Below are 22,112 nucleotides of genomic sequence, written 5' to 3'. Positions count from 1 at the left end.
GTCGTTCTTGACGGCGCCGCACTGCGGCATCAGGTGCGGGGCATGTATCCCTTCCTTCGCCTCGCCTTGCAGACCTGGCGCCTGCGCCGCGCACCCCGGATAGCGCCGACCGACACCCATGTCAGTCATCACCTCTGCTGGCCCTGGGACCTCGACGGCTACCTGGAGCTCAACAACGGGCGGACGCTGACGCTCTACGACCTGGGTCGGTTCGGCGCGGGGGCGCGGATGGGGCTGATTGGCATGCTGCAGGAGCGGCGCTGGGGGATGGCGGTGGCCGGGGCCTCGGTGCGCTACCGCAGGCGGGTGACGGCTTTCCAGCGGATCGAAATGCGGACCCGGCTGGTGGGCTGGGACGACCGATTCATCTATATCGTGCAGTCGATGTGGGTGAAGGGCACCTGCACCAGCGAGGCCCTGCTGCGCACCGCCGTCACCTCGCGCGCCGGGACCGTGCCCGCCAACGACGTGGCCGCGGCGCTGGGCTGGCGCGGGGATGCGCCCGAGATCCCGGCCTGGGTACGGGCCTGGATCGAGGCGGAGGGCACGCGGCCCTGGCCGCCGCCGCTCGTGCCCGAGGGGCAGGTGCCCCCGGCGGTCGCGACCCGCGCAAAGGGCTGACCCGGCCGGTCGACCGGCCGGGTCCTGCATGTCAGGCGGCGGAGGGTGTCGCGGCCTCGCCCTGCGTTTCGGCGGCCGTAGCCGGCTGCGCTGCCACGGCAGCGGGCGTGGCCAGCAGCGCGGTGGTCGTCTCGGCGACGAACTCGACCGCCTCGGCCGCGTCCTCGATGGCATCGATCGGCGCGTCCATCGCCCCGCGGAGGGTCGCGGAGAGGTGATCCGCCCAGAGCGCGGCGACGCGCGCGGTCATCTCCATCGTCATGACGGCGGGCAGGGTGAAGGCGGGGGCGAATCGCAGCGGGATCGAGGTCATGCCGGGTCCTTTCGGAGACAGTTGCGCCGCGACAATGGCGGGCGCGATCTCCGGATTCCAGCCCATTCGCCGCAGCTGCGAGCAAAAGATGCCGCGCCGCCGAAAGGGGCGGCGCGGCCGGTCCCGGACCGGATCAGGCGGCCAGCGCGGCCAGCTGCTCGTCGGCTTGGCGATGCGCGGCCTCGGCATCGACCATCAGCGTGTCGGCGGTGACGAAGGTCACGTCTGTGATGCCGATGAAGCCCAGCACGTGCCGCAGATAGGGCGAGGCGAAGTCGATCCCGGACCCGGCCTTCGTGCCGCCCGAGGCCATCGCGACGATGGCGCGCTTGCCCTCCAGCAGGCCGACGGGACCGTTTTCCGTGTAGCGGAAGGTCACGCCCGCGCGGGCGACGAGGTCGATCCAGGCCTTCAGCGCGGCGGGGACCGCGAAGTTGTAGACCGGCATCCCGATGACGATGGTGTCGGCGGCCTTGAGCTGCGCGATCAGCGCGTCGGACTGGGCAAGGGCGGCGCGCTGCTCGGGGCTGCGGTCGGCCTCGGGGGTGAAGTTCGACTGCATCCAGGTCTCGGTGATCTGGGGCAGGGGCGTCTCGGCCAGGTCGAGATGGGTCACCTCGCCGCCGAGCCGGTCGGCGATGCGGCCGGTCAGGTCGCGGGTGACGGAGCCCTCGTGGCGGGCGGAGCTGTCGATGCGGAGGATCTGGGTCATGTCGGGTCTCGCTGTTGGATCTGTCGTCTGCGGAAAAGATTGGCGCCGGGGTCCCTTCGGGCAATTCGCACCGAGCCCGCAGACCCTGTGCGCACATGCAGGGAAACCTTGTCATGTGCATCGGTGCGGGGTTACCTGCGCACAAACGGAGGACGCGATGGCATTCGACGATTGGGACGAGGTGCGGACCGCCTATCAGGTCGCGCGGCTGGGCACGGTGTCGGGCGCGGCGCAGGCGCTGGGCGTGCATCATGCGACGGTGATCCGGCATGTCGACAGCCTGGAGGCCAAGCTCGGCACCAAGCTGTTCCAGCGCCATGCCCGCGGCTACACCCCGACCGAGGCGGGGCAGGATCTGCTGAAGGTCGCGCAGTCGACGGACGACCAGCTCGCGCAGCTCGCCAACCGCATCCACGGGCGCGGCAACGAGGTCACGGGCGAGCTGATCATCACCTCGCTCGCCGTGCTGGCGCCGCTGCTCTCGCCCGCGCTGGCCGCCTTCCGGGAGGAGCATCCGGAGCTCACCATCAAGTTCCTGACCGACGAGCGTCTGTTCCGGCTGGAATACGGCGAGGCGCATGTCGCGATCCGGGCGGGCAACCCGCCGGACCAGCCCGACAACGTGGTGCAGAAGTTCTATCTTCAGGGCTTCGCGCTTTACGCCTCGAAGGACTACATCAAGCGTCACGGCCGGCCCGAGAGCCTGGAGGATGTCGGTGACCACGTCTTCATCGGCTCGGCCGACGAGGTGCCGCGCGCGCCGTTCTTCGCCTGGCTGAAGAAGAACATCCCGGCCAGGAACATCGGCTACCAGATCAACCAGATCACCGCCGCGCGCCCGGCGGTGAAGGCGGGGCTGGGCATCGGCTTCTCGACCACCTGGGCCGAGGACGAGGAGGAGGATGTCGAGATGGTTTTCGGCCCGCGTCCCGAATGGAACAGCCAGCTCTGGCTCGTGACCCATGTCGACCTGCACCGCACCGCCAAGGTCCAGACCTTCGTGAGCTTCCTCAAGGACTGGGCGAAGCGCTGGCCGACCTTTGAGTGACGCGCTGCGGGGGCATCTCGCGATGCTCCTCGCTTCGGCGCTGATCGCGGGGTCCTTCCCCATCGGCGCTGCGGCGGCCAACGACATCGCGCCGATGGCGCTGAACGCGGTGCGCTTCGTGGTGGCGGCCTGCGTCATCGGGATCGCCATGGTCCTGACCGGGGGGGCGTCGCGCGGCGCCTGGGCGGCGCCCTGGCGATACGCGGTGCTGGGCGGCGTCTTCGCGATCTATTTCGTGCTGATGTTCGAAGGGCTGAAGACCGCCGCGCCGGTTTCGGCCGCGGCGGTCTTCACGCTGACGCCGATCATCACGGCGGGCTTCGGCTGGGCCTTGCTGGGGCAGGTCGCGACCGGCCGCATCCTCGTGGCGCTGGCGCTGGGCGCGGCGGGGGCGCTGTGGGTGATCTTCAGCGGTGGGGCCGAGGGCGCCGGGCTCGGGCGCGGCGAGGCGGTGTATCTCGTCGGTTGCGTGGCGCACGCGCTCTATACGCCGCTGGTGCGCAAGCTGAACCGGGGGGAACGGGCGATCGTCTTCAGCTTCGGCACGCTGGTCGCGGGTGCGGTCCTGCTGATCGTGCTGGGTGCACCCGCCCTGGCGGCGACGGACTGGGGGGCGCTGCCGCCGCGCGTCTGGATCGCCATCCTCTACACGGCGGTTGCGGCCAGCGCGGCGACCTTCGTGCTGCTGCAATTCGCGACGCTGCGCCTGCCGTCGTCGAAGGTGATGGCCTATACCTATCTGGTGCCGTCCTGGGTCATCGTCTGGACGCTGGCGCTGGGCGGCGGCGGGCCGCCCGCGGTGCAGCTTGTCGGGGTGGCGGTGACGGTCGGGGCGCTGGCGCTGCTGCTACGCGACGGCTGAGAGCGGGGCAGACGCGAGCGGCATGACGACGGGCGCGCCGCCGTCGAGGATCACGAGCGACTCGGGCGGGACCGCGCACCAGTTGGCCGCGACGCCGTCGAGCGGCTCGGAGGCCAGTGCCCAGCCGCCATGGTCGAGCGGCCCGCGGCTGGCATAGAGTGTCGGCGCATGCGCGTCCGAGGCGTGGCGCAGGCCGAGCAGGCGGCGGCCGTCGCTCATCAGGCAGGTGATGCGGTCGGGCTCTCCGCCCTGCCGACGCGCGGCGAGCCGAGCCAGCACGCGGGCAACGGCGCCGGGGGCGTCCTCCGCCAGGCCCTCGGCCAGCAGCGTCAGGAACAGCACCTCGCTGTCGGTCGCCCCCTCGCGCCGGGCATAGAGCGCGTCGGGCAGCGCCGCCTCGAGCGCGCGACGATGGGCGGCGAAGTCGCCGATGCGGCCGTTGTGGCAGAAGGCCCAGGCGCCGTGGGTGAAGGGATGGCAATTCGCGCGGCCCGTGCCGCCGGTCGTGCCCGCGCGGACATGGGCGAGGAACAGCCGAGAGCGGATCACCCGGCAGAGGCTGGCGAGGTTGCCGTCGGCCCAGGCGGGCAGCACGTCGCGGTAGAGGCCGGGCTCGGCATCCTCGCCCCACCAGGCCATCCCGAACCCGTCGCCGTTGACGGCGAGCTTGGCCTCGTCGGCATGCTGGGCCTGCCGCAGAAGCGAATGGCAGGGGCGCGTCACCAGCCGCTCTAGGGCGATGGGCGGGCCGGAATAGCCCAGCATCCGGCACATGGAGGTCTAGTGCCGGTTGTGGATGCGGGCGTGCAGCGCGCGGATCTTGCGGCTGGCCGTTGTCTCGAAGAGCGGCGGGACGAAGGCATGGACGAGCGCCGCGCCGCCCGCGAGGAACAGTGCGCCCGCGAAGCCCAGGGCGAAGCGCATATGGCCGAAATAGGTCTCGTCGACCGAGGCGGGGTGGTCGCGGAAGGCGTTGAGGAAGGCTTGGGCGCGGTCCATCGAGTGTCTCCGGTCTTTGGGTTTGGTTGGGGCAGGGTATCCTTGGGGCGGGTCGAACATGTCCCAAATCGGGATGGCATTCGCGGTAGTCGTGGGATATCCGTACCGGTCATGAAGGATATCGCGGACGAAACGGACCGGCGCATCCTGCGCGCCCTCCAGGTCGATGCGGGCCAGAGCCTCGACGTGCTGTCGGAGCGGGTCCACCTGTCGCGCAACGCCTGCTGGCGCCGGGTGAAGCGGCTGGAGGAGGCGGGCGTGATCCGGGCGCGCGTGGCGGTCCTGGACGCGGCGTCGCTGGGGCTGGGGCTGGCGGTCTTCGTCCTGATCCGCGTCGGCGCGCACGAGCCGGGCTGGCTGGAGCGGTTCCAGGCCGCCGTCGCCGCGATGCCCGAGATCCAGGGCGCGCACCGCATGACCGGGGAACTCGACTACGTGCTGCGCGTCCGGGTGCGCGACGTGGCCGATTACGACCGCTTCTACAAGGCGCTGATCGCCCGGGTGCCGGTCGCGGACATCTCGGCGAGCTTCGTGATGGAGGACATCGTGGACCGGACCGCGCTGCCGGTCTGAGGGGGACGGGCGCAGGGGGGCATCGAGCCCCCCTCCGCCCGGCCCTTCGGCCGTGCGTCGCCTCGGCGCGCGCGGGGGGACGGGCGGTGCCGGGGGCTCCGCCCCCGTCGCCCCGGGGGGCGACTCCCCCGGAGTATTTGGAGCCCCGGGAAGGGGCTGTCAGGCGGCGAGGTCCGCTGCTGCGGCGGCGAGGATGTCGAGGGCGGCGGTCAGGTCGTCCTCGGCCGTGTCCTCCTCGAAGGCGTGGCTGATGCCGCCGATGGAGGGCGCGAACAGCATTGCGACGGGCAGGTGACGGGCGACGTTCGTCGCGTCGTGGAGCGCGCCCGACGGCATCTCACGCCAGCGGCCGGGCAGGCGCGCCTCGGCGGCCCGGGTGAGGGCGGCGCGCAGCTTCGGGTCCATTGCGGTGGGCGGCAGGGCGGCGGTGGCGGAGATGTCGAGGGCGAGGTCGGTGGCCTCGGCGGCGCGCGCCAGGGCGGCGCGGATGGCCTCCTCCATCCGGTCGAGGCGGCCCGCGTCGCCGTCGCGCCACTGGACGGTGAAGCGGACCCGTCCGGGCACGGCCGAGGGCGCGTTGGGGTGCAGCGCGACATGGCCGAGGGTCCAGACGCTGTCGGGCGCGGCGACGTTGCGCAGCGCCTCGGTGATCGCGGCATGGGACATGGCGAGGCCGGTCATCGCGTCGCGGCGCATCCGCATCGGCGTGGTCCCGGCGTGGTTCTGCTGCCCGGTCAGGGTGACGGTGACCTCGCGCAGGCCGACGATCGCGGTGACGACGCCCGCGCCCTCGCCGGCGGTGTCGAGGACGGGCCCCTGCTCGATATGGAGTTCCAGATAGGCGCGGAAGGTCGAGGGGTCCGGCATCGGCCCGGTCTCGGGGAGGGCCCGGCGCGCCGCGCCGAAGGAGGGGCCGTCGAGCGCGGTGAGCGCGTCGGCGGCGTCGAGCGCCAGCGCGCCGGACCAGATCTCGGAGCCGGTGGTCTTGCCGAAGCGGCCCTCCTCGTCCTGGAAGCTGACGACGGAGACGCCGGGAGTGGTGCGGGCGACCTCCAGCCCCGCGATCACGCCGAGGGCGCCGTCGAGCCAGCCGCCCTCGGGCTGGGTGTCGGTGTGGGAGCCGATGAGAAGCGGGCCGCCGAGGCCCCAGACATTGCCCGCCGGGTCGATGCGCGGCGCGAGCCCGGCCTCGGCGAAGCGGTCGGCGAGCCAGAGCCGGGCGCGGACATCGTCGGGGCTGAAGGCGCGGCGGACGACGCCGGTGCCCTGCGCGCCGATGGCACGAAGGGCGTGGAGGTCGGCGAGGAAGCGGTGGTGGTCAGGCATGGCCGTATACCTCTTCTCGGTGGTAACGGAGATATTCCGGGTGAGGATGGTCGCGTGGGTCTTTGGGAAGCATCAAGCGGCGCGACGGGTGGAGAAGCCGGTCGACCGTCGCGATATCGACCTTGTTGTGTGAAACCATGATGGCGTGATCTTCGGCAATTGCGATGAGCCCGCGGTCGAACATCCAGTGCAAGGTTCCGGACAGCGCAAGACCGTTGCGGACGACGTCCGGACCGCCATGAGCGACGGGGCGGATATGCGCAGCCTGCACTTCGGCCCTGCCGCCGCCGTTTCGGATTGAGAGGCCAGAGATGGCGCATCGCCCGCCATAGGCCCGGCGGACCATCCGCGAGAAGGCCGCGTCGCGGAGAGTGCGGCTGGTGAGGACCTTCGTGCGGTCGATGGTGAAGGCGGACTGATCCTCTTCCAGATCGAACAGCGGCCCCGACCGGGGATGGGCATCGATGTCGGGGAGTTCGTGCAGTCCCTCGGACACGATCGCAGAGAATTCCCGCGGTGTGAGCCGGCGCACGGCGGACGCGTTCAGCCCGCCCGAAGGAGGAAGGCGTTGCTCGTATGGTGTCCCGTCAGGCCGGAGTCGGGAGACCCTCCGCTCGAATTGCAGCATCTCGGCAGGATCGAGATCGGCATAGAAATGATCGGGTCGCTTCGGGTCGGGTCGCACCCCCGCGACCTTCTGCACATGCGTGTAGCCGTTCAGGCCGGCCCGCCCTTCGTAAAAGACGACCCAATCGCCCACGCACTCGCGCAGCATTCCGACGTATCTCTTGGGGAAATGGTAATGCAGCCCGTGGGCGTCGTCGTAGATCGAGTCCGGGTTCTGGATCAGGACGGCGTGGCTCACACCTCTTCCACCATCGCCACGCCGGGAAGCGAGCGCAGGGCGCCCTTGATCTGAGGGGTGACGGGGTATTCGCCGGGCAGGCGGAACTCGACCTCGCCGGGCAGGTCGTCGCCGAGCAGGCAGAGATGGACAGGGCCGCGGCCGCGGGTCTTCGCCTCGGACGAGACGCGGGCGAGCAGGCCGGAGAGCGGCGCGAGCGCGGCGGGGCCGCCCTCGACGAAGATGCGCAGGCCGATCTGGGGCGCGGCATCGACGGCCTCGTCCATCGGCGTCACGCCGCGGGCGAGCAGCTTGAGCTGGTCGGACTCCTGCGTGGCCTCGACCTGGAGGAGGACGCGGCAGCCCGGCTCCAGATGCTGGCGCGAGGCGTCGAGCGTGTCGGAGAAGACCATGCATTCGTAGCCGCCCGAGGGATCGGAGGCCTGGAGGAAGGCGAAGCGGTTGCCGCGGGCCGACTTGCGTTCCTGCCGGGCGGCGACGATGCCGGCCATCTTGACGAGGCGCGGGCCCTGGCGCGTCAGCTCTTGCACCTCGGCCAGGGTCTTGACGTCCTGCCGCTTCAACGCGGGCATGTAGTCGTCGAGCGGATGGCCCGAGAGGTAGAAGCCGATGGCCCTGAACTCCTCGCCCAGCCGCTCCGCCGGAAGCCAGTCGTCGCGATGGGGCAGGCGCGGCTCGGGCAGGTCGTCGCCCGCCTCGCCGAAGAGCGAGACCTGGTTCGAGGCGCGCTGGTCGTGGATCGCGGCCGAATAGCCGCAGAGCGCGTCGAGCGCCTCGAGCACCCGGGCGCGGTTGCCGTCGAGCTCGTCGAAGGCCCCCGCCCGCGCGAGCATCTCCAGCGGGCGCTTGCCGATGCGCTTCAGGTCGACGCGGCGGGCGAAGTCGTAGAGGGTGCTGAACGGCCTGTCGCCGCGGCCCTTGACCACCAGCCCCATCGCCTCGACGCCCACGTTCTTGAGCGCGCCGAGCGCGTAGACCAGCGCGCCGTCCCGCACAGTGAAGGTCGCGTCCGAGCGGTTGACGCAGGGAGGAACGATCGTCAGGCCCAGGCCGCCCCGGTCCTTCGTCTTGCGGACCTCTTCGGCATAGACCGCCAGCTTGTCGGTCAGGTGGATGTCCGAGTTCATGATCCCGGCCATGAACTCCACCGGGTGGTTCGCCTTCAGCCAGGCCGTCTGGTAGCTGACGACGGCATAGGCCGCCGCGTGGGACTTGTTGAAGCCATAGTTGGCGAACTTGTCGAGAAGCGCCCAGACCTCCTCGGCCTTCTTCTTGTCCACCCCGTTCTTCGCGCAGCCGTCGAGGAAGATCGGCTTCTGCGCGTCCATCTCGGCCTGGATCTTCTTGCCCATGGCGCGGCGCAGAAGGTCCGCGCCGCCGAGGGAATAACCGGCGAGCTTCCGCGCGATCTCCATCACCTGTTCCTGATAGACGATGATCCCCTGCGTCTCGTCGAGGATGCTGTCGATCAGGGGGTGGAGCGTGTCGCGCTTCGACAGCCCGTTCTTCACCTCGCAATATTTCGGGATGTTCTCCATCGGGCCGGGGCGGTAAAGTGCCACCAGCGCCACGATATCCTCGATGCAGGTGGGCTTCATCCGGCGCAGCGCGTCCATCATGCCCGTCGATTCCACCTGGAACACCGCGACCGTCCGGGCCGAGGCATAGACCTCGTAGGCGCCCGGATCGTCCAGCGGGATGGCGTTGATGTCGTTCTCGGTGCCGGGCTGCGGCTCATAGATGACGCGCCCGTCGGCGGCCTGGTGCAGGTCGCGGCCCTGCATGCGCACCAGACGGATGGCGTCGATCACCTGCGTCAGCGTCTTGAGCCCGAGGAAGTCGAACTTCACCAGCCCCGCCTTCTCGACCCATTTCATGTTGAACTGGGTCGCGGGCATGTCGGACCGGGGGTCCTTGTAGAGCGGCACCAGACGGTCGAGCGGCCGGTCCCCGATCACCACGCCGGCGGCATGGGTCGAGGCGTTGCGCAAGAGCCCCTCCAGCTTCTCGGCGAAGTCCAGCAGGCGCTTGACGGGGTTGGTGCGGCCCTCGCGGCGGTCCTGGTCGCTTTCGCGCGCCGCCTCGCGCAGGCGGGGTTCCTCGGCGAGGGCCTTGGTGATGCTGACCGGCTTCACGCCCTCGACCGGGATCATCTTGGACAGCTGGTCGCATTGGCCGTAGGGCATGCCCAGCACCCGCCCCACGTCGCGCACCGCGGCTTTTGACAAGAGCGCGCCGAATGTGATGATCTGGCCGACCTTGTCGCGGCCGTACTTGCCCTGGACGTAGCGGATCACCTCTTCCCGGCGGTCCATGCAGAAGTCGATGTCGAAGTCGGGCATCGACACCCGCTCGGGGTTGAGGAACCGCTCGAACAGCAGGCCGTAGCGCAGGGGGTCCAGGTCCGTGATCGTCAGCGCGTAGGCCACGAGCGACCCCGCGCCGGAGCCCCGACCAGGGCCGACGGGGATCTCGTGGTCCTTGGCCCATTTGATGAAGTCGGCGACGATCAGGAAGTAGCCGGGAAAGCCCATCCCTTCGATGATGCCCAGCTCGTAGTCCAGGCGCTTCTCGTAGTCTTCGACCGGCGCCGCATGGGGAATCACGGCGAGGCGCGCCTTCAGGCCCTCGACGGACTGGCGGCGCAGTTCGGCCACCTCGTCCTCGGCGAAGCGCGGCAGGATCGGGTCGCGGCCATAGGCCTTGAAGGCGCAGCGGCGGGCGATCTCGACGGTGTTCTCCAGCGCCTCCGGCAGGTCGGCGAAGAGCGCGGCCATCTCGGAGGGCGACTTGAACCGGTGCTCGGGCGTGACCCGGCGGCGCGGGGCCTGCTGGTCGACATAGGCGCCTTCCGCGATGCAGAGCAGCGCGTCATGCGCCGCGTGCATCGCGGCGTCCTTGAAGTAGACGTCGTTCGTGGCGACCAGCGGCAGGCCCTTGGCATAGGCCGCCTCGACATGGAAACGCTCCGTCGGCTCAGGCTGGCGGTGGCGTTGCAACTCGACATAGAGCCGGTCGCCGTAGATCGCGGCCAGGCGGTCGAGCAGCGCCTCGGCCCGCGCCTCCTGTCCCGCCGTCACCAGCCGGCCCAGCGGGCCGTCCGGGCCGCCGGTCAGGCAGATCAGCCCGCCCGAGAAGGTCTCCAGCTCCTCGAGGGTGACCTGCGGCAGCATGTCCGGCCGTTCCAGGTAGAGGCAGGAATTGAGCCGCATCAGGTTCTCGTAGCCCGGCTCGTCCTGCGCCAGCAGGACGATGGGCGCGGGCGCGCGAGGCCGCTCGCCCGGGGGCGCGGGGTCGTGCATCAGGTCGACCTGGCAGCCCATGATCGGCTGAATACCCTTCGCCGAAAGCTTCGTCGCCGCCTCGAGCGCGGCGAACATGTTGTTGGTGTCGGTGATCGCGACGGCGGGCATGCCGACCCGCGCGGCCAGATCCGGCAACTCGCCGAGGCGCAGGGCCCCTTCCAGCAGCGAATATTCCGTGTGGACGCGGAGATGGATGAATCGGGGCTCGGCCATGTCCCCATGTCTAGCCCGCCCCGCCCGAGGCCGAAAGGGAGCGCGGACACTCCGCGCGCCGCCCGTGGCGTCAGAGGTCCAGCGCGTCCGAGAGATCCTGCAAGGCCTCCGCGCCGTCGAGCTCGGACCCGGTCATCGGGATCTCGATCTCCGAACCGGCAGCGAGCCCGGCCTGCACAATGTCCCAAGGCAGCGCGATCCGGTCGCCGCCTTCGCGGGCGATCACGGCGGCGACGAGGTTGCCGCCGGGCAGGGCGACGAAGTCTTCGACCGTGCCGATGGACTCGCCGTCGGGGCCGATCACCTCGGCGCCCAGGCTGTCGGCAAGGGTCAGGCGATCCTCGGCCGCGTCGCGCAGTCGCTCGGCGGCGTCGGCGGCGCCCGACAGGAGGGCGTCGGGTTCGGGCAGGTCCTGCGCGGCCAGCGGCAGGGGCGCGGCGAGCAGGATCAGCGAAAGCAGGGCGTGGCGCATGGCGTCTCTCCGTGGCTTTCGGTGCGAACGCCCGGCGGCCTGCGCGCGTTCCCCGGCGGCCCTCTTGCCAATCCCCCGCGATGCCTAGTCTAATGGGGCGCCCGCCCCTCCTACGCCGCATCGGAGGGGGCACCGGGCCGGACCGGTACTGCGGCGGACCAGACACGCATGGAGATCCCTTTCCGCCTGAACGGCGAGGACGTCACCGCCACGCCCGGCGACCCGACCGACACCCTGCTCGACTGGCTGCGCGCGCGCGGCCTGACCGGCACCAAGGAGGGCTGCAACGAGGGCGATTGCGGCGCCTGCTCCGTCGTCGTGACCGGCGCCGACGGTATGCCGAAGGCGCTCAACGCCTGCATCCTGTTCCTGCCTCAGGTCGCTGGGAAGGCGGTCCGCACCGTCGAGGGCATCGCCGCTCCGGATGGCACGCTGCACCCCGTCCAGCAGGCGATGATCGACCGCCACGGCAGCCAGTGCGGCTTCTGCACGCCCGGCTTCATCACGACGATGGCCGCGGCCCATGCCCGCGGCGAAAGGGACCATGCCGACCAGATCGCGGGCAACCTCTGCCGCTGCACCGGCTATGCGCCGATCCTGCGCGCCGCCCGCGACGTCGAGGCGGCGCCGGTCCCGGACCACATGCGCGAGTCCCCTCTTCCTGTGGCCGGAAATTCTCCGGGGGAGCACGAGGGGGCTGGCCCCCTCGCTCCGACATCTGCGGACGCGTTGGCGGACTGGTATCTCGCGAACCCCGACGCCACCCTCGTCGCAGGGGCGACGGACGTGGGTCTTTGGGTGACGAAGCAGTTCCGCGACCTGGGCCAGGTCGCGTTCCTGAACCGTTGCGAGGACCTGAAGGGCATCGAGGTGACGGAGGACGGGATCCGCATCGGCGCGATGACCGACATGGAGACGCTGCGCCGCGCCATCGCGCCGCACCACCCGTCCTTCGCTGAACTTCTGCGCCGTTACGGATCGGTTCAGGTGCGTAACGCGGCGACCATCGGCGGCAACATCGCCAACGGCTCGCCCATCGGCGACAGCCCGCCCCCGCTGATCGCGCTGGGCGCCACGCTGCACCTGCGCCGGGGCGCGGAGCGCCGTGCGATGCCGCTGGAAGACTTCTTCCTCGACTACGGCAAACAGGACCGGCAGCCGGGCGAGTTCGTCGAGGCGGTGACGATCCCCCGCCAGCCGGACGCGCTCTATTGCCACAAGGTGTCCAAGCGATTCGACCAGGATATCTCGGCGCTCTGCATGGGCGCCAACCTGCCGGTGGTGGAGGGCAGGCTCGCCGCCCCGCGCATCGCCTTCGGCGGCATGGCGGGCACGCCGAAGCGCGCCGCCCATGCCGAGGCAGCGCTCGACGGCCAGAAGGTGACGGAGGCCGCCTTCGAGAAGGCCGCGGCCGCGCTGGCCGAGGACTTCACGCCGCTGTCGGACATGCGCGCCTCGGCCGCCTACCGGCTGGAGGCGGCGCGCGGCGCGCTGATGGGCGCCTTCCGCGCGCTGGCCGGGGACGGCCCCGTCCTGCTGGAGCTGCGGGCATGACCGTCGCGAAACCGATGCCGCATGAGAGCGCGCGGCTGCACGTCACGGGTGCGGCGCGCTACACCGACGACGTGCCCGCGCCCGCGGGCTGCCTGCACCTCGCATTCGGCGTCTCGGAGGTCGCGCGCGGGCGGCTGGACGCGCTCGACCTCGCCGCGGTGCGCGCGGCGCCCGGCGTGGTCGCCGTGCTGTCGGCGGAAGACTTCGGGACGATGCCGGACTGCTCGCCCTCGCTGCATGACGAGCCGCTGCTCTGCACCGGCGAGATCCATTACGCCGGCCAGCCTCTCTATCTCGTGGTGGCCGACAGTCACCTGAACGCGCGCCGCGCGGCCCGGCTGCACCGGGCGGAGGTGGCCGAGCTTCCACCTATCCTGACCGTCGAGGACGCGCTGGAGGCCGAGACCTGGTTCGACGACGGTCCCCGCATCTGGTCGGACGGCGATGTGGAGGCGGAGCTTTCCGCCGCGCCGCGCCGGCTGGAAGGGCAGTTCGAGATCGGCGGACAGGAGCATTTCTACCTCGAAGGCCAGGCCGCGCTGGCGCTGCCGGGCGAGGGGGGCGAGATGCATGTCGTCACCTCGACCCAGCATCCGACCGAGATCCAGCACAAGGTCGCCGACGCGCTGGGCGTGCCGATGCATGCGGTGCGCTCGGAGGTGCGGCGCATGGGCGGCGGCTTCGGCGGCAAGGAGAGCCAGGGCAACGCGCTGGCCATCGCCTGTGCCGTCGTCGCCGCGCGCACGGGCCGCGCGGCGCGGATGCGCTACGACCGCGACGACGATTTCGTCGTGACGGGCAAGCGGCACGATTTCCGCATCGCCTACGAGGTCGGCCATGACGACGAGGGCCGGGTGACGGCGGTGCGGTTCCGCCACTGGGTGCGCTGCGGCTGGTCGCAGGACCTGTCGCTGCCGGTGGCCGACCGGGCGATGCTGCATGCCGACAACGCCTACGACATCCCCGCCCTGGAGGTGACGTCCTGGCGGCTTCGGACCAACATGCAGTCGGCCACCGCCTTCCGGGGCTTCGGCGGGCCGCAGGGCATGCTCGGAATCGAGCGGGTCATGGATCATGTCGCGCAGGCCGTGGGGCGGGACCCGCTGGAGGTGCGGCGCCTGAACTTCTACGATGACGCAGCTGTCGAGGGCGGGAGCGAGGGGCCAGCCCCTCGCGCTCCCCGGAATATTTATGGAGCATCGAAGAAGGGGCATACGCATTACGGACAGCGGGTGGAGGATTTCTGCCTCGGCGCGATCGTGGAGCGGTTGCGCGAGACCTGCGACTACGACGCCCGGCGGGCGCGGGTGGCGGCATGGAACGCGGAGAATTCGAGGCTGAAGCGCGGGATCGCGCTGACACCGGTGAAGTTCGGAATCTCGTTCACGCTGACCCATCTGAACCAGGCGGGGGCGCTGGTGCATGTCTATGCCGACGGATCGGTCCATCTGAACCACGGCGGAACCGAGATGGGGCAGGGGCTTCATTCCAAGGTGGCGCAGGTCGCCGCCTCGCGCTTCGGCTGCGATCCGGCGCGGGTGCGGATCACTGCGACCGATACCGGAAAGGTGCCCAACACCTCGGCCACGGCGGCCTCGTCGGGCGCGGACCTGAACGGCATGGCGGTCGCCCGCGCCTGCGACGCGATCCGCGAGCGGATGGCCGAGTTCCTGGCAGCCGAGCACCAGGCAGAGCCCGCCTCGGTCGTCTTCGCGGACGACCGGGTGCGGGTCGCGGGCGCGGAATACGGCTTCGAGGAGGTCGCCGCCAAGGTCTACATGGGCCGCGTGTCGCTGTCGGCGACGGGGTTCTATGCCACGCCCGACATCTCCTGGGACCGGGCAGCCGGGAAGGGGCGGCCGTTCTTCTATTTCGCCTACGGCGCTGCCTGTTCGGAGGTCGCGATTGACCGGCTGACCGGAGAGAACCGCATTCTGCGCACGGACATCCTGCACGACGCCGGCGCGTCGCTGAACCCGGCGCTGGACATCGGCCAGATCGAGGGCGGCTTCGTGCAGGGCGCGGGCTGGCTGACCACCGAGGAGCTGGTCTGGGACGGCAAGGGGCGGCTGCGCACCCACGCGCCCTCGACCTACAAGATCCCCTGCGCCTCGGACGTGCCGGAGGCGTTCGACGTCCATCTCTGGGACGGGCCCAACCGGGAGGAGACGATCTATCGCTCCAAGGCCGTGGGCGAGCCGCCCTTCATGCACGGGATCAGCGTGTTCTCGGCGCTGTCGCAGGCCATCGCCGCGGCGGGCGGCAACCCGCTGATCGACGCACCCGCCACGGCGGAGCGGGTGCTGATGGCGGTGCGGGCGTCGTGACGCTGGACGTCGCGGCGCTCAGTGCCGCACTTGCAACGCATGGCGCGGTCGCGCGCGTACTTGTGGCCGAGGCGCGCGGCTCGGTGCCGCGCGGGGCGGGGACCGGGATGCTGGTCTGGGGCGACGGGTTCGACGGGACCATCGGCGGCGGCGCGCTGGAATGGCGCGCGCTGGCCCTCGCGCGCGAGGTGCTGGCCGATGGCCGCGCGCGGGTGGAGCGGATGCCGCTCGGTCCCGCGCTGGGCCAGTGCTGCGGCGGCGCCGTCACGCTGGTGATCGAGAGGCTGGACGCCGTGCCGGACCTGCCCTGGACGCGGCGGGTCGAGGGCAACCGGCCCTGTCCGGCCGGCCCGTTCCTCTTCGCCGAGGGCTGGGTGCGGGAGGAGGCGGCCGCCCCGGCCCGCGCCGTCTGGATCTGGGGCGCGGGCCATGTCGGGCGCGCGCTGGCCGGGGTGCTCGCCCCGCTGCCGGACCTGTCGGTGACCGTCGTCGACCGGCCCGACCGGCTGCCCGAGCTGCCGGATGTCACCCCGCTCGCCGCCGTCGACCTGCCGCGCGCGATGGCGCACGCGCCCGATCATGCGGAGCATCTGATCCTGACCTGGAGCCACGAGGTGGACCTCGCGCTCTGCCATGCCGCGCTGCGCCACGGATTCGCCGGCTGCGGCCTCATCGGATCGGCGACGAAATGGGCGCGGTTCCGGGCGCGGCTGCGTGATCTGGGGCATTCCGACGACGCCATCGCCCGGATCGACTGCCCGATCGGCGACCCGTCCCTCGGCAAGCACCCTCAGGCCATTGCGGTCGGCGTCGCCGCGCGGCTACTGTCCACGGGGCCGCGAGAGGGGATCACGTGACGGCACTGCTCACCATCGAGGGGCTGACCAAGGCCTATCCCGGCGTGGTCGCCAATTCAGACGTGTCGATGCAGGTCGCCGAGGGCGGCGTGCACGCCCTGCTGGGCGAGAACGGCGCGGGCAAGTCGACGCTGGTCAAGGCGATCTACGGGCTGGTCAGGCCGGATGCCGGCCGCATGACGCTGGGCGGCCGCTCCTATGCCCCGTCCGAGCCGCGCGAGGCGCGGGCTGCGGGCGTGGCCATGGTCTTCCAGCATTTCAGCCTGTTCGAGGCGCTGTCGGTCGCCGAGAACGTGGGTCTGGGCATGGAGAACCCGCCGCCGCTGCGCGACCTCGCGCGCCGCATCTCCGAGGTGAGCCGGACCTACGGCCTGCCGCTCGACCCGGGCCGCCGGGTGGGCGACCTATCGGCTGGGGAGCGCCAGCGGGTCGAGATCGTACGCTGCCTTTTGCAGGACCCGCGCCTTCTGATCATGGACGAGCCGACCTCGGTCCTGACCCCGCAGGAGGTGGACACGCTCTTCTCCACGCTGCGCAAGCTCTCGGCGGAGGGGACCGCGATCCTCTACATCTCGCACAAGCTGGAGGAGATCCGCGCGCTCTGCGACGCGGCGACGATCCTGCGCGGCGGCAAGGTGGTGGGCGAGTGCGACCCGCGCACGACCTCCGCCGCCGAGCTGGCCGAGCGCATGGTGGGCATGACGCTGACCCAGCCCAAGGGCCGCGGGCCGGAGCCCGATGGCGTGCTGCTGCGGGTCACGGGCCTGTCGCTGCCGCCCGCCTCGCAATTCGGCACGCCGCTGCGCGATATCGGCTTCGTTCTGCGCGCGGGCGAGGTGCTGGGAATCGGCGGCGTCGCGGGGAACGGTCAGGACGAGCTGCTGGGCGCCCTGTCCGGGGAGCGGCCGTCAGCGAAGGGCACGGTCATGCTGGGCGGGACGGACCTGTCGCGCGCGGGACCGACGTTGCGGCGTCAGGCGGGCCTCCTGACCGCGCCCGAGGAACGCCTGGGCCATGCCGCCGCCCCGGACATGAGCCTGACCGAGAACGCCGCCATGACGGGTGCCGCGCGCAAGGGGATGCTGCGGCGCGGGTTTCTCGACTGGGGACGCGCGAAGCTTTTCGCGCAGGACGTGATCGACGCGTTCGACGTGCGCACGCCCGGACCCCATGTCGCGGCGCGGGCGCTGTCGGGGGGGAACCTCCAGAAATTCGTGATCGGGCGCGAGGTGCTGCAGGACCCGAAGGTCCTGGTCGTCAACCAGCCGACCTGGGGTGTCGATGCTGCCGCCGCCGCCGCGATCCGGCAGGCTCTGCTGGACCTTGCGGCGCAGGGGGCGGGGGTGATCGTGATCTCGCAGGACCTCGAGGAGCTCTTGCAGATCTCGGACCGTTTCGCCGCGCTCAACGAGGGCCGGCTCGGCGCGCCGGTGCCTGCCCAGGACCTGACGGTGGAGCGCATCGGGCTGATGCTGGGCGGCGCGCATGACATGGAGGTGGCACATGTCTGACAGAGCTCCCGGAGCGGCCCGATGATCGCGCTGGAACGCCGCCCGACGCCGTCCCGGGTCTGGGCCTGGGCCTCGCCGCTGGTCGCGGTCGGGCTGACGCTGGTCGCGGGCGGCATCATGTTCGCCTTCCTCGGGACCGACCCGCTGGAGGCGATGCGCACGATCTTCTGGGACCCGGTCTTCGGCGAATTCGCCTTCTACTTCCGGGGCCAGCTTCTGGTGAAGGCGGGGCCGCTGATCCTGATCGCGGTCGGGCTGGCGCTGGGGTTCCGGGCGGGCATCTGGAACATCGGGGCCGAGGGGCAGTACATCGTCGGCGCGCTCTGCGGGGCGGCGGCGGGGCTGGCCTTCTACCCGGCCGAGACGCGGCTGATCTTCCCGCTGATGGTGGTCTGCGGCGCGCTGGGAGGCTTCGCCTGGGCGATGATCCCGGCCCTCCTGCGCATCCGCTTCGGGACGAACGAGATCCTCGTCTCGCTGATGCTGGTCTACGTGGCCCAGAACATCCTCGCCTCTGCCGCCGTGTCCTGGCTGCGCAACCCGGACGCCACGGGCTTTCCTGGCTCGCGCAACCTCAGTCGGTGGGAGGCCTCGGCCAACCCCGAACTGATCGCGGGCACCGGCGCGCATTGGGGCGTGGTGGCGGCGCTGATCGCCGTGGTCTTCGCCCATATCCTGCTGACGCGGCACCTGATGGGCTTCCAGATCAAGCTGACCGGCGCGGCGCCCCGGGCGGCGGCCTTCGCAGGCGTGCGGCCCGCGCGGCTCGTCGTGTTCTGCATGGGCCTGGCGGGCGTACTGGCGGGGATGGCGGGGCTGTTCGAGGTGACCGGTCCGGCGGGGCAGATCAGCATCGACTTCGCGAGCGGGTATGGCTTCACCGCGATCATCGTGGCCTTCCTCGGGCGGCTGAACCCGGTGGGCATCCTGCTGGCCGGTCTGCTGATGGCGCTGACTTATGTCGGGGGCGACGCGGCGGCGACCAATCTCGGGCTTCCCGCCTCGGCGATCAGCGCCTTCCAGGGGATGCTGCTGTTCTTCCTGCTGGCGGTGGACGTGATGACGAATTTCCGGCTGCGGGTGAAGCGGCGGGATCGGCGCGCGCCCGCGCCGTCCCCGGTGGTGGAGGCGGCGGAATGACCCACATGCGGATGGCCTGGCCCATGGGGCTGGCGATGGGAGCGATGGTGCCCGCGATGGCCCACGGGCCCATGGCAGGGGCCGGGTTGGCCTTCGTCGCGGCGCATCTGGCCGTCGCGCTGGGGCTCGCCGCCCTGGTCCTGGTGGCGCCCCGCGCCCGCGTCTGGGTTGCACGCCACCGCCCCTCCCGGGCGATGCTGGGGCGCATGGTGTTCGGCATGGGGCTCGGCTTCGCCGTCATCTGCGTGCATTGCCTCGTGACCTGGCATGGGAGCGGAGCGTGGAGCTGAAGGCCCTCCCTCCCCGCCGGCCCGCCTTGGGCGCGACCGTGCTGGAGGCTTCGGAGTGAGCGGGGCGCGGGCCTTCGGGGTCGCCACCCTCATCGGGGCACTGGTCGCTGCGTTGCTGGCCTTCGTCGCGCCCGACCTCGCGGCGGGGCTGTCGCGACCGATCTTCGCCCTCGCCATCGTGGTCGGCACCGGCCTCGTCTTCGGGATCGCGGGCTGGCTGATGGCGCGGCCGTTCCTCGGACCGGATGGCATGGGGCTGGCACCGGGTCTCTGCGGCGCGACCGCCCTCATCTTCCTGATCGGAGCGACGCCATGGACCTGACCTCCATCTCCCCCACGCTGCTCATCGCCTCCCTCATGGTCGCCGCGACGCCGATCCTGCTCGCCGCGCTGGGCGAGCTTGTGGTCGAGAAGGCGGGGGTGCTGAACCTCGGCGTCGAGGGGATGATGATCATGGGCGCGGCGATCGGCTTCATCGCCGCCGTCGAAAGCTCCTCGGTCTGGCTCGGCTTCGGGGCGGCCATCGTCGGCGGCGCGGTGATGGCGCTTCTGTTCGGAGTTCTGACGCAGATCCTGCTGTCGAACCAGGTCGCCACCGGCCTCGCCCTGACGCTGTTCGGGCTGGGCCTGGCAAGCCTGCTGGGCCAGAGCTACGCGCAGATGAAGGTCGACGGCCTCGCCCGGCTCGACTTCGGGCCGCTCTCGGACCTGCCCTTCTTCGGCCGGGTCCTCTTCGGGCACGATCCGATGGTCTATGTCTCGCTCGCGCTGGTCGCCGCGACCTGGGCCTTCCTCCGCTTCACCCGCGCGGGCCTGATCCTGCGCGCCGTGGGCGAGAGCCATAACGCCGCCCACGCGCTGGGCTACCACGTCGTGCGCGTCCGCCTGCTGGCCATCGCCTTCGGCGGGGCCTGCGCGGGGCTGGGCGGGGCCTACCTGTCGCTCGTCCGGGTGCCGCAATGGACCGAGGGCATGACGGCGGGCGCGGGCTGGATTGCGCTGGCGCTGGTCGTCTTTGCCTCCTGGAAGCCCGAGAGGGTGCTGCTTGGCGCCTATCTCTTCGGCGGGATCACGGTGCTGCAGCTGAACCTCCAGACGGCGGGGGCGCGCATCCCGGTCGAGCTACTGAGCGCGGCGCCCTATCTCGTTACCATCCTCGTGCTGGTGCTGATCTCGCGCCGGGGGCGTGGCGGGGGCGCCCCGGCCGATCTGGGCCGCTCCTTCCATGCGTCGAGCTGACACCAGGGCGGCGCTGCGCGACCTCCTCGACGGGGAAGGCCCGGCCGGGCGCGCCTTCGGGCTGGCGCTGTCGGGGCTGATCTTCGCTTCGGCCCTGATCATCGCCGTCGAGACGGTGCCGGACCTGCCGCGCTGGGCGGCCCGCGGGCTGTCGCTGGCCGAGATCGTCATCCTCGCGGTGTTCACGGTCGAATACCTGGCCCGCCTCTGGGCGGCGGAGCGGCCCTTGCGCTACGCCCTGTCCTTCTGGGGGCTCGTCGACCTGCTGGCGATCCTGCCGGGGCTTCTGCTGCTGGCGCCGGACTGGGCGGCGCTGCGGGTGCTGCGGCTTCTGCGGCTGCTGCGCCTGCTCAAGATGTTCCGCGCCGACCGCTCGCTGGCGCGGCTGGTGCGGGCGCTGGCTTCCTGCCGGGGCGATCTTGCCGTGTTCGGCTTCCTGTCGCTCTGCATGGCCTACCTGTCGGCGGTGGGGATCTACCATTTCGAGAACGCCGCGCAGCCCGAGGCCTTCGCCTCGATTCCGCACGCGCTCTGGTGGGCGATCGCCACGTTGACGACGGTGGGCTATGGCGACGTCTATCCCGTCACCACCGGCGGGCAGATATTCACCGCCTGCATCCTTCTGGTGGGGCTCGGCGTGGTGGCGGTTCCGGCGGGGCTTGTCACGGCCGCGCTCCTGTCGGAGTTTCAGAGCGATAACGAGAATCCGAGGGGAGATCACGGATGAGACTCACTACCATTCTGGCCGGGGCGCTGACCCTGGGCCTCGCCGGCGCGGCAGCCGCGCAGGACGACCCGCTGAAGGTCGGCTTCATCTATGTCGGGCCGATCGGCGACGGCGGCTGGACGTTCCAGCACAACGAAGGCCGCCTCGCCCTGGAGGAGCATTTCGGCGACCGGGTCGAGACCATCTACCAGGAAAGCGTCCCCGAGGGTGCCGATGCCGAGCGCGTCATCACCCAGATGGCGCTGCAGGGCGCGGACATCATCTTCACCACGTCCTTCGGCTACATGGATGCGACCAACAACGTCGCCGAGAAGTTCCCGGACGTGAAGTTCGAGCACGCCACCGGCTACAAGCGCGATCATCCGAACGTCTCGACCTATGACGCGCGCTTCTACGAGGGCCGCGCCGTGATCGGCACCATCGCCGGGCACATGACCGAGACCAACAAGATCGGCTATATCGGCTCCTTCCCGATTCCCGAGGTGATCCAGGGCATCAACAGCTCCTACCTGCATGCCAAGAAGGTGAACCCCGACGTCGAGATGGTCGTGACCTGGGCCTACACCTGGTTCGACCCCGCCAAGGAGGCCGACGCCGCGCGCGCCATGATCGACCAGGGCGTCGACGTGATCCTGCAGCACACCGACTCGACCGCGCCGCAGGCCGCCGCGCAGGAGGCCAACGCCAATCGCGGCGAGGGCGACCCGATGATCTACACCTTCGGGCAGGCCTCGGACATGGCAGCGTTCAAGCCGACTCCGCGGATCGCGTCGATCATCGACGAGTGGTCGCCCTACTACATCAAGCGCGTCGGCGCGCTGATGGACGGCACCTATGAGCAGACCGCCAGCTGGGGCGGGATGCCCGAGGGCGAGGTCGTGATCGGCGAGATCACCGAGGCGGTCCCCGCCGAGGTGAAGGCCGAGGCCGAGGCGATGATCGCGGCGATCACCGCGGGCGAGTACCACCCCTTCACCGGCCCGATCAACAAGCAGGACGGCACCGTCTTCCTGGAGGAGGGTCAGGTCGCCGAGGACAGCCAGCTCGCCACGATGGACTTCTACGTCGAGGGCATCGAGGGCGAGATCCCCAACTGATCCGCTGATCCGCTGATCTGCGCCGCAGCGCGCCTCTGGCGCCCGGTCCGTGAAGGGCCGG

22 protein-coding genes are annotated in these 22,112 nt (G+C 70.9%); 14 read left to right on the top strand and 8 right to left on the bottom strand.

The genetic code is table 11. The annotated features are described in order from the left end of the window. Window positions 1-42 precede the first annotated feature (42 nt). On the top strand, window positions 43-621 hold the full coding sequence (locus DR046_RS01950; protein WP_115379733.1) for a thioesterase family protein: 579 nt from the start codon (window positions 43-45) through the stop codon (window positions 619-621). Window positions 622-652: 31 nt separating this feature from the next. Here DR046_RS01950 and DR046_RS01945 read toward each other — a convergent pair whose 3' ends face one another. Both DR046_RS01945 and DR046_RS01940 read right to left on the bottom strand, forming a co-directional pair. Beyond that, window positions 653-934 (bottom strand): hypothetical protein, encoded by a 282-nt coding sequence (locus DR046_RS01945; RefSeq protein ID WP_115379391.1) that lies wholly within the window; start codon window positions 932-934, stop codon window positions 653-655. A 133-nt stretch (window positions 935-1,067) separates the two neighbouring features. Then, the gene (locus DR046_RS01940) at window positions 1,068-1,646 is read right to left on the bottom strand and encodes an FMN-dependent NADH-azoreductase (RefSeq protein WP_115379389.1); all 579 of its coding nucleotides are present in this window, start codon (window positions 1,644-1,646) and stop codon (window positions 1,068-1,070) included. A gap of 157 nt (window positions 1,647-1,803) precedes the next feature. On the opposite strand from DR046_RS01940, the gene DR046_RS01935 reads away from it, so the two are divergent. Continuing rightward, the gene (locus DR046_RS01935) at window positions 1,804-2,694 is read left to right on the top strand and encodes a LysR family transcriptional regulator (protein WP_115379387.1); all 891 of its coding nucleotides are present in this window, start codon (window positions 1,804-1,806) and stop codon (window positions 2,692-2,694) included. Beyond that, window positions 2,687-3,556, top strand: coding sequence for a DMT family transporter (locus DR046_RS01930; protein ID WP_115379385.1), 870 nt, complete (start codon window positions 2,687-2,689; stop codon window positions 3,554-3,556). Before DR046_RS01935 ends, DR046_RS01930 begins: the two co-directional genes overlap by 8 nt. Here DR046_RS01930 and DR046_RS01925 read toward each other — a convergent pair. Both DR046_RS01925 and DR046_RS01920 read right to left on the bottom strand, forming a co-directional pair. Beyond that, on the bottom strand, window positions 3,542-4,330 hold the full coding sequence (locus DR046_RS01925; RefSeq protein ID WP_115379383.1) for a class II glutamine amidotransferase: 789 nt from the start codon (window positions 4,328-4,330) through the stop codon (window positions 3,542-3,544). The genes DR046_RS01930 and DR046_RS01925 overlap by 15 nt on opposite strands. A 6-nt stretch (window positions 4,331-4,336) precedes the next feature. Beyond that, window positions 4,337-4,555 carry a DUF6356 family protein gene (locus DR046_RS01920; RefSeq protein ID WP_115379381.1) on the bottom strand — a complete coding sequence of 73 codons (219 nt, stop codon included), beginning with the start codon at window positions 4,553-4,555 and terminating at the stop codon, window positions 4,337-4,339. A gap of 111 nt (window positions 4,556-4,666) precedes the next feature. On the opposite strand from DR046_RS01920, the gene DR046_RS01915 reads away from it, so the two are divergent. Continuing rightward, entirely contained in the window at window positions 4,667-5,128 is a 462-nt protein-coding gene (locus tag DR046_RS01915) for an Lrp/AsnC family transcriptional regulator (protein ID WP_115379379.1), read from the top strand. Window positions 5,129-5,287: 159 nt separating this feature from the next. On the opposite strand, the gene DR046_RS01910 is transcribed toward DR046_RS01915, so the two are convergent. The 4 genes from DR046_RS01910 to DR046_RS01895 all read right to left on the bottom strand — a co-directional run bounded on the left by DR046_RS01910 (window position 5,288) and on the right by DR046_RS01895 (window position 11,309). Further along, a complete protein-coding gene (locus DR046_RS01910; protein ID WP_115379377.1) occupies window positions 5,288-6,454 on the bottom strand; it encodes a hydantoinase/carbamoylase family amidase in 1,167 nt (388 codons plus the stop codon). Next, complete coding sequence (locus DR046_RS01905) at window positions 6,447-7,229, bottom strand: HNH endonuclease (RefSeq protein WP_245190755.1); 783 nt, start codon at window positions 7,227-7,229, stop codon at window positions 6,447-6,449. The genes DR046_RS01910 and DR046_RS01905 overlap by 8 nt, the downstream gene beginning before the upstream one ends. Before the next feature lie 86 nt (window positions 7,230-7,315). Further along, window positions 7,316-10,837, bottom strand: a complete 3,522-nt coding sequence (gene dnaE, locus DR046_RS01900) for a DNA polymerase III subunit alpha (RefSeq protein ID WP_115379373.1) — start codon at window positions 10,835-10,837, stop codon at window positions 7,316-7,318. 70 nt (window positions 10,838-10,907) lie between these two features. Next, window positions 10,908-11,309: a PRC-barrel domain-containing protein gene (locus DR046_RS01895; protein ID WP_115379371.1), complete on the bottom strand. Its 402-nt coding sequence runs from the start codon at window positions 11,307-11,309 to the stop codon at window positions 10,908-10,910. A 168-nt stretch (window positions 11,310-11,477) separates the two neighbouring features. Here DR046_RS01895 and xdhA point away from each other — a divergent pair, with 168 nt between their 5' ends. Genes xdhA through DR046_RS01845 form a run of 10 tightly spaced genes read left to right on the top strand, consistent with a single transcriptional unit; the run spans window position 11,478 to window position 22,051 of the window. Continuing rightward, on the top strand, window positions 11,478-12,863 hold the full coding sequence (gene xdhA, locus DR046_RS01890) for a xanthine dehydrogenase small subunit (RefSeq protein ID WP_115379369.1): 1,386 nt from the start codon (window positions 11,478-11,480) through the stop codon (window positions 12,861-12,863). Beyond that, a complete protein-coding gene (xdhB, locus tag DR046_RS01885) occupies window positions 12,860-15,190 on the top strand; it encodes a xanthine dehydrogenase molybdopterin binding subunit (protein WP_115379367.1) in 2,331 nt (776 codons plus the stop codon). The genes xdhA and xdhB overlap by 4 nt, the downstream gene beginning before the upstream one ends. Then, on the top strand, window positions 15,187-16,047 hold the full coding sequence (xdhC, locus tag DR046_RS01880; protein ID WP_115379365.1) for a xanthine dehydrogenase accessory protein XdhC: 861 nt from the start codon (window positions 15,187-15,189) through the stop codon (window positions 16,045-16,047). Before xdhB ends, xdhC begins: the two co-directional genes overlap by 4 nt. Next, window positions 16,044-17,558 carry an ABC transporter ATP-binding protein gene (locus DR046_RS01875; protein ID WP_245190754.1) on the top strand — a complete coding sequence of 505 codons (1,515 nt, stop codon included), beginning with the start codon at window positions 16,044-16,046 and terminating at the stop codon, window positions 17,556-17,558. The genes xdhC and DR046_RS01875 overlap by 4 nt, the downstream gene beginning before the upstream one ends. A 21-nt stretch (window positions 17,559-17,579) precedes the next feature. Next, window positions 17,580-18,698 carry an ABC transporter permease gene (locus tag DR046_RS01870; RefSeq protein WP_115379363.1) on the top strand — a complete coding sequence of 373 codons (1,119 nt, stop codon included), beginning with the start codon at window positions 17,580-17,582 and terminating at the stop codon, window positions 18,696-18,698. Then, complete coding sequence (locus DR046_RS01865) at window positions 18,695-18,988, top strand: hypothetical protein (RefSeq protein WP_115379361.1); 294 nt, start codon at window positions 18,695-18,697, stop codon at window positions 18,986-18,988. The genes DR046_RS01870 and DR046_RS01865 overlap by 4 nt, the downstream gene beginning before the upstream one ends. 55 nt (window positions 18,989-19,043) lie before the next feature. Beyond that, entirely contained in the window at window positions 19,044-19,310 is a 267-nt protein-coding gene (locus DR046_RS01860; RefSeq protein ID WP_115379359.1) for a hypothetical protein, read from the top strand. Beyond that, on the top strand, window positions 19,301-20,227 hold the full coding sequence (locus DR046_RS01855) for an ABC transporter permease (protein WP_115379357.1): 927 nt from the start codon (window positions 19,301-19,303) through the stop codon (window positions 20,225-20,227). The genes DR046_RS01860 and DR046_RS01855 overlap by 10 nt, the downstream gene beginning before the upstream one ends. After that, a complete protein-coding gene (locus DR046_RS01850; protein WP_115379355.1) occupies window positions 20,214-20,954 on the top strand; it encodes an ion transporter in 741 nt (246 codons plus the stop codon). The genes DR046_RS01855 and DR046_RS01850 overlap by 14 nt, the downstream gene beginning before the upstream one ends. Continuing rightward, entirely contained in the window at window positions 20,951-22,051 is a 1,101-nt protein-coding gene (locus tag DR046_RS01845) for a BMP family ABC transporter substrate-binding protein (RefSeq protein ID WP_115379353.1), read from the top strand. Before DR046_RS01850 ends, DR046_RS01845 begins: the two co-directional genes overlap by 4 nt. Window positions 22,052-22,112 lie beyond the last annotated feature (61 nt).

Source organism: Jannaschia formosa (assembly GCF_003340555.1).
Taxonomy (GTDB): domain Bacteria; phylum Pseudomonadota; class Alphaproteobacteria; order Rhodobacterales; family Rhodobacteraceae; genus Jannaschia; species Jannaschia formosa.
The sequence above is the reverse complement of the archived record's forward strand: the minus strand, read 5'-3'. Positions and strand labels throughout refer to the sequence as shown.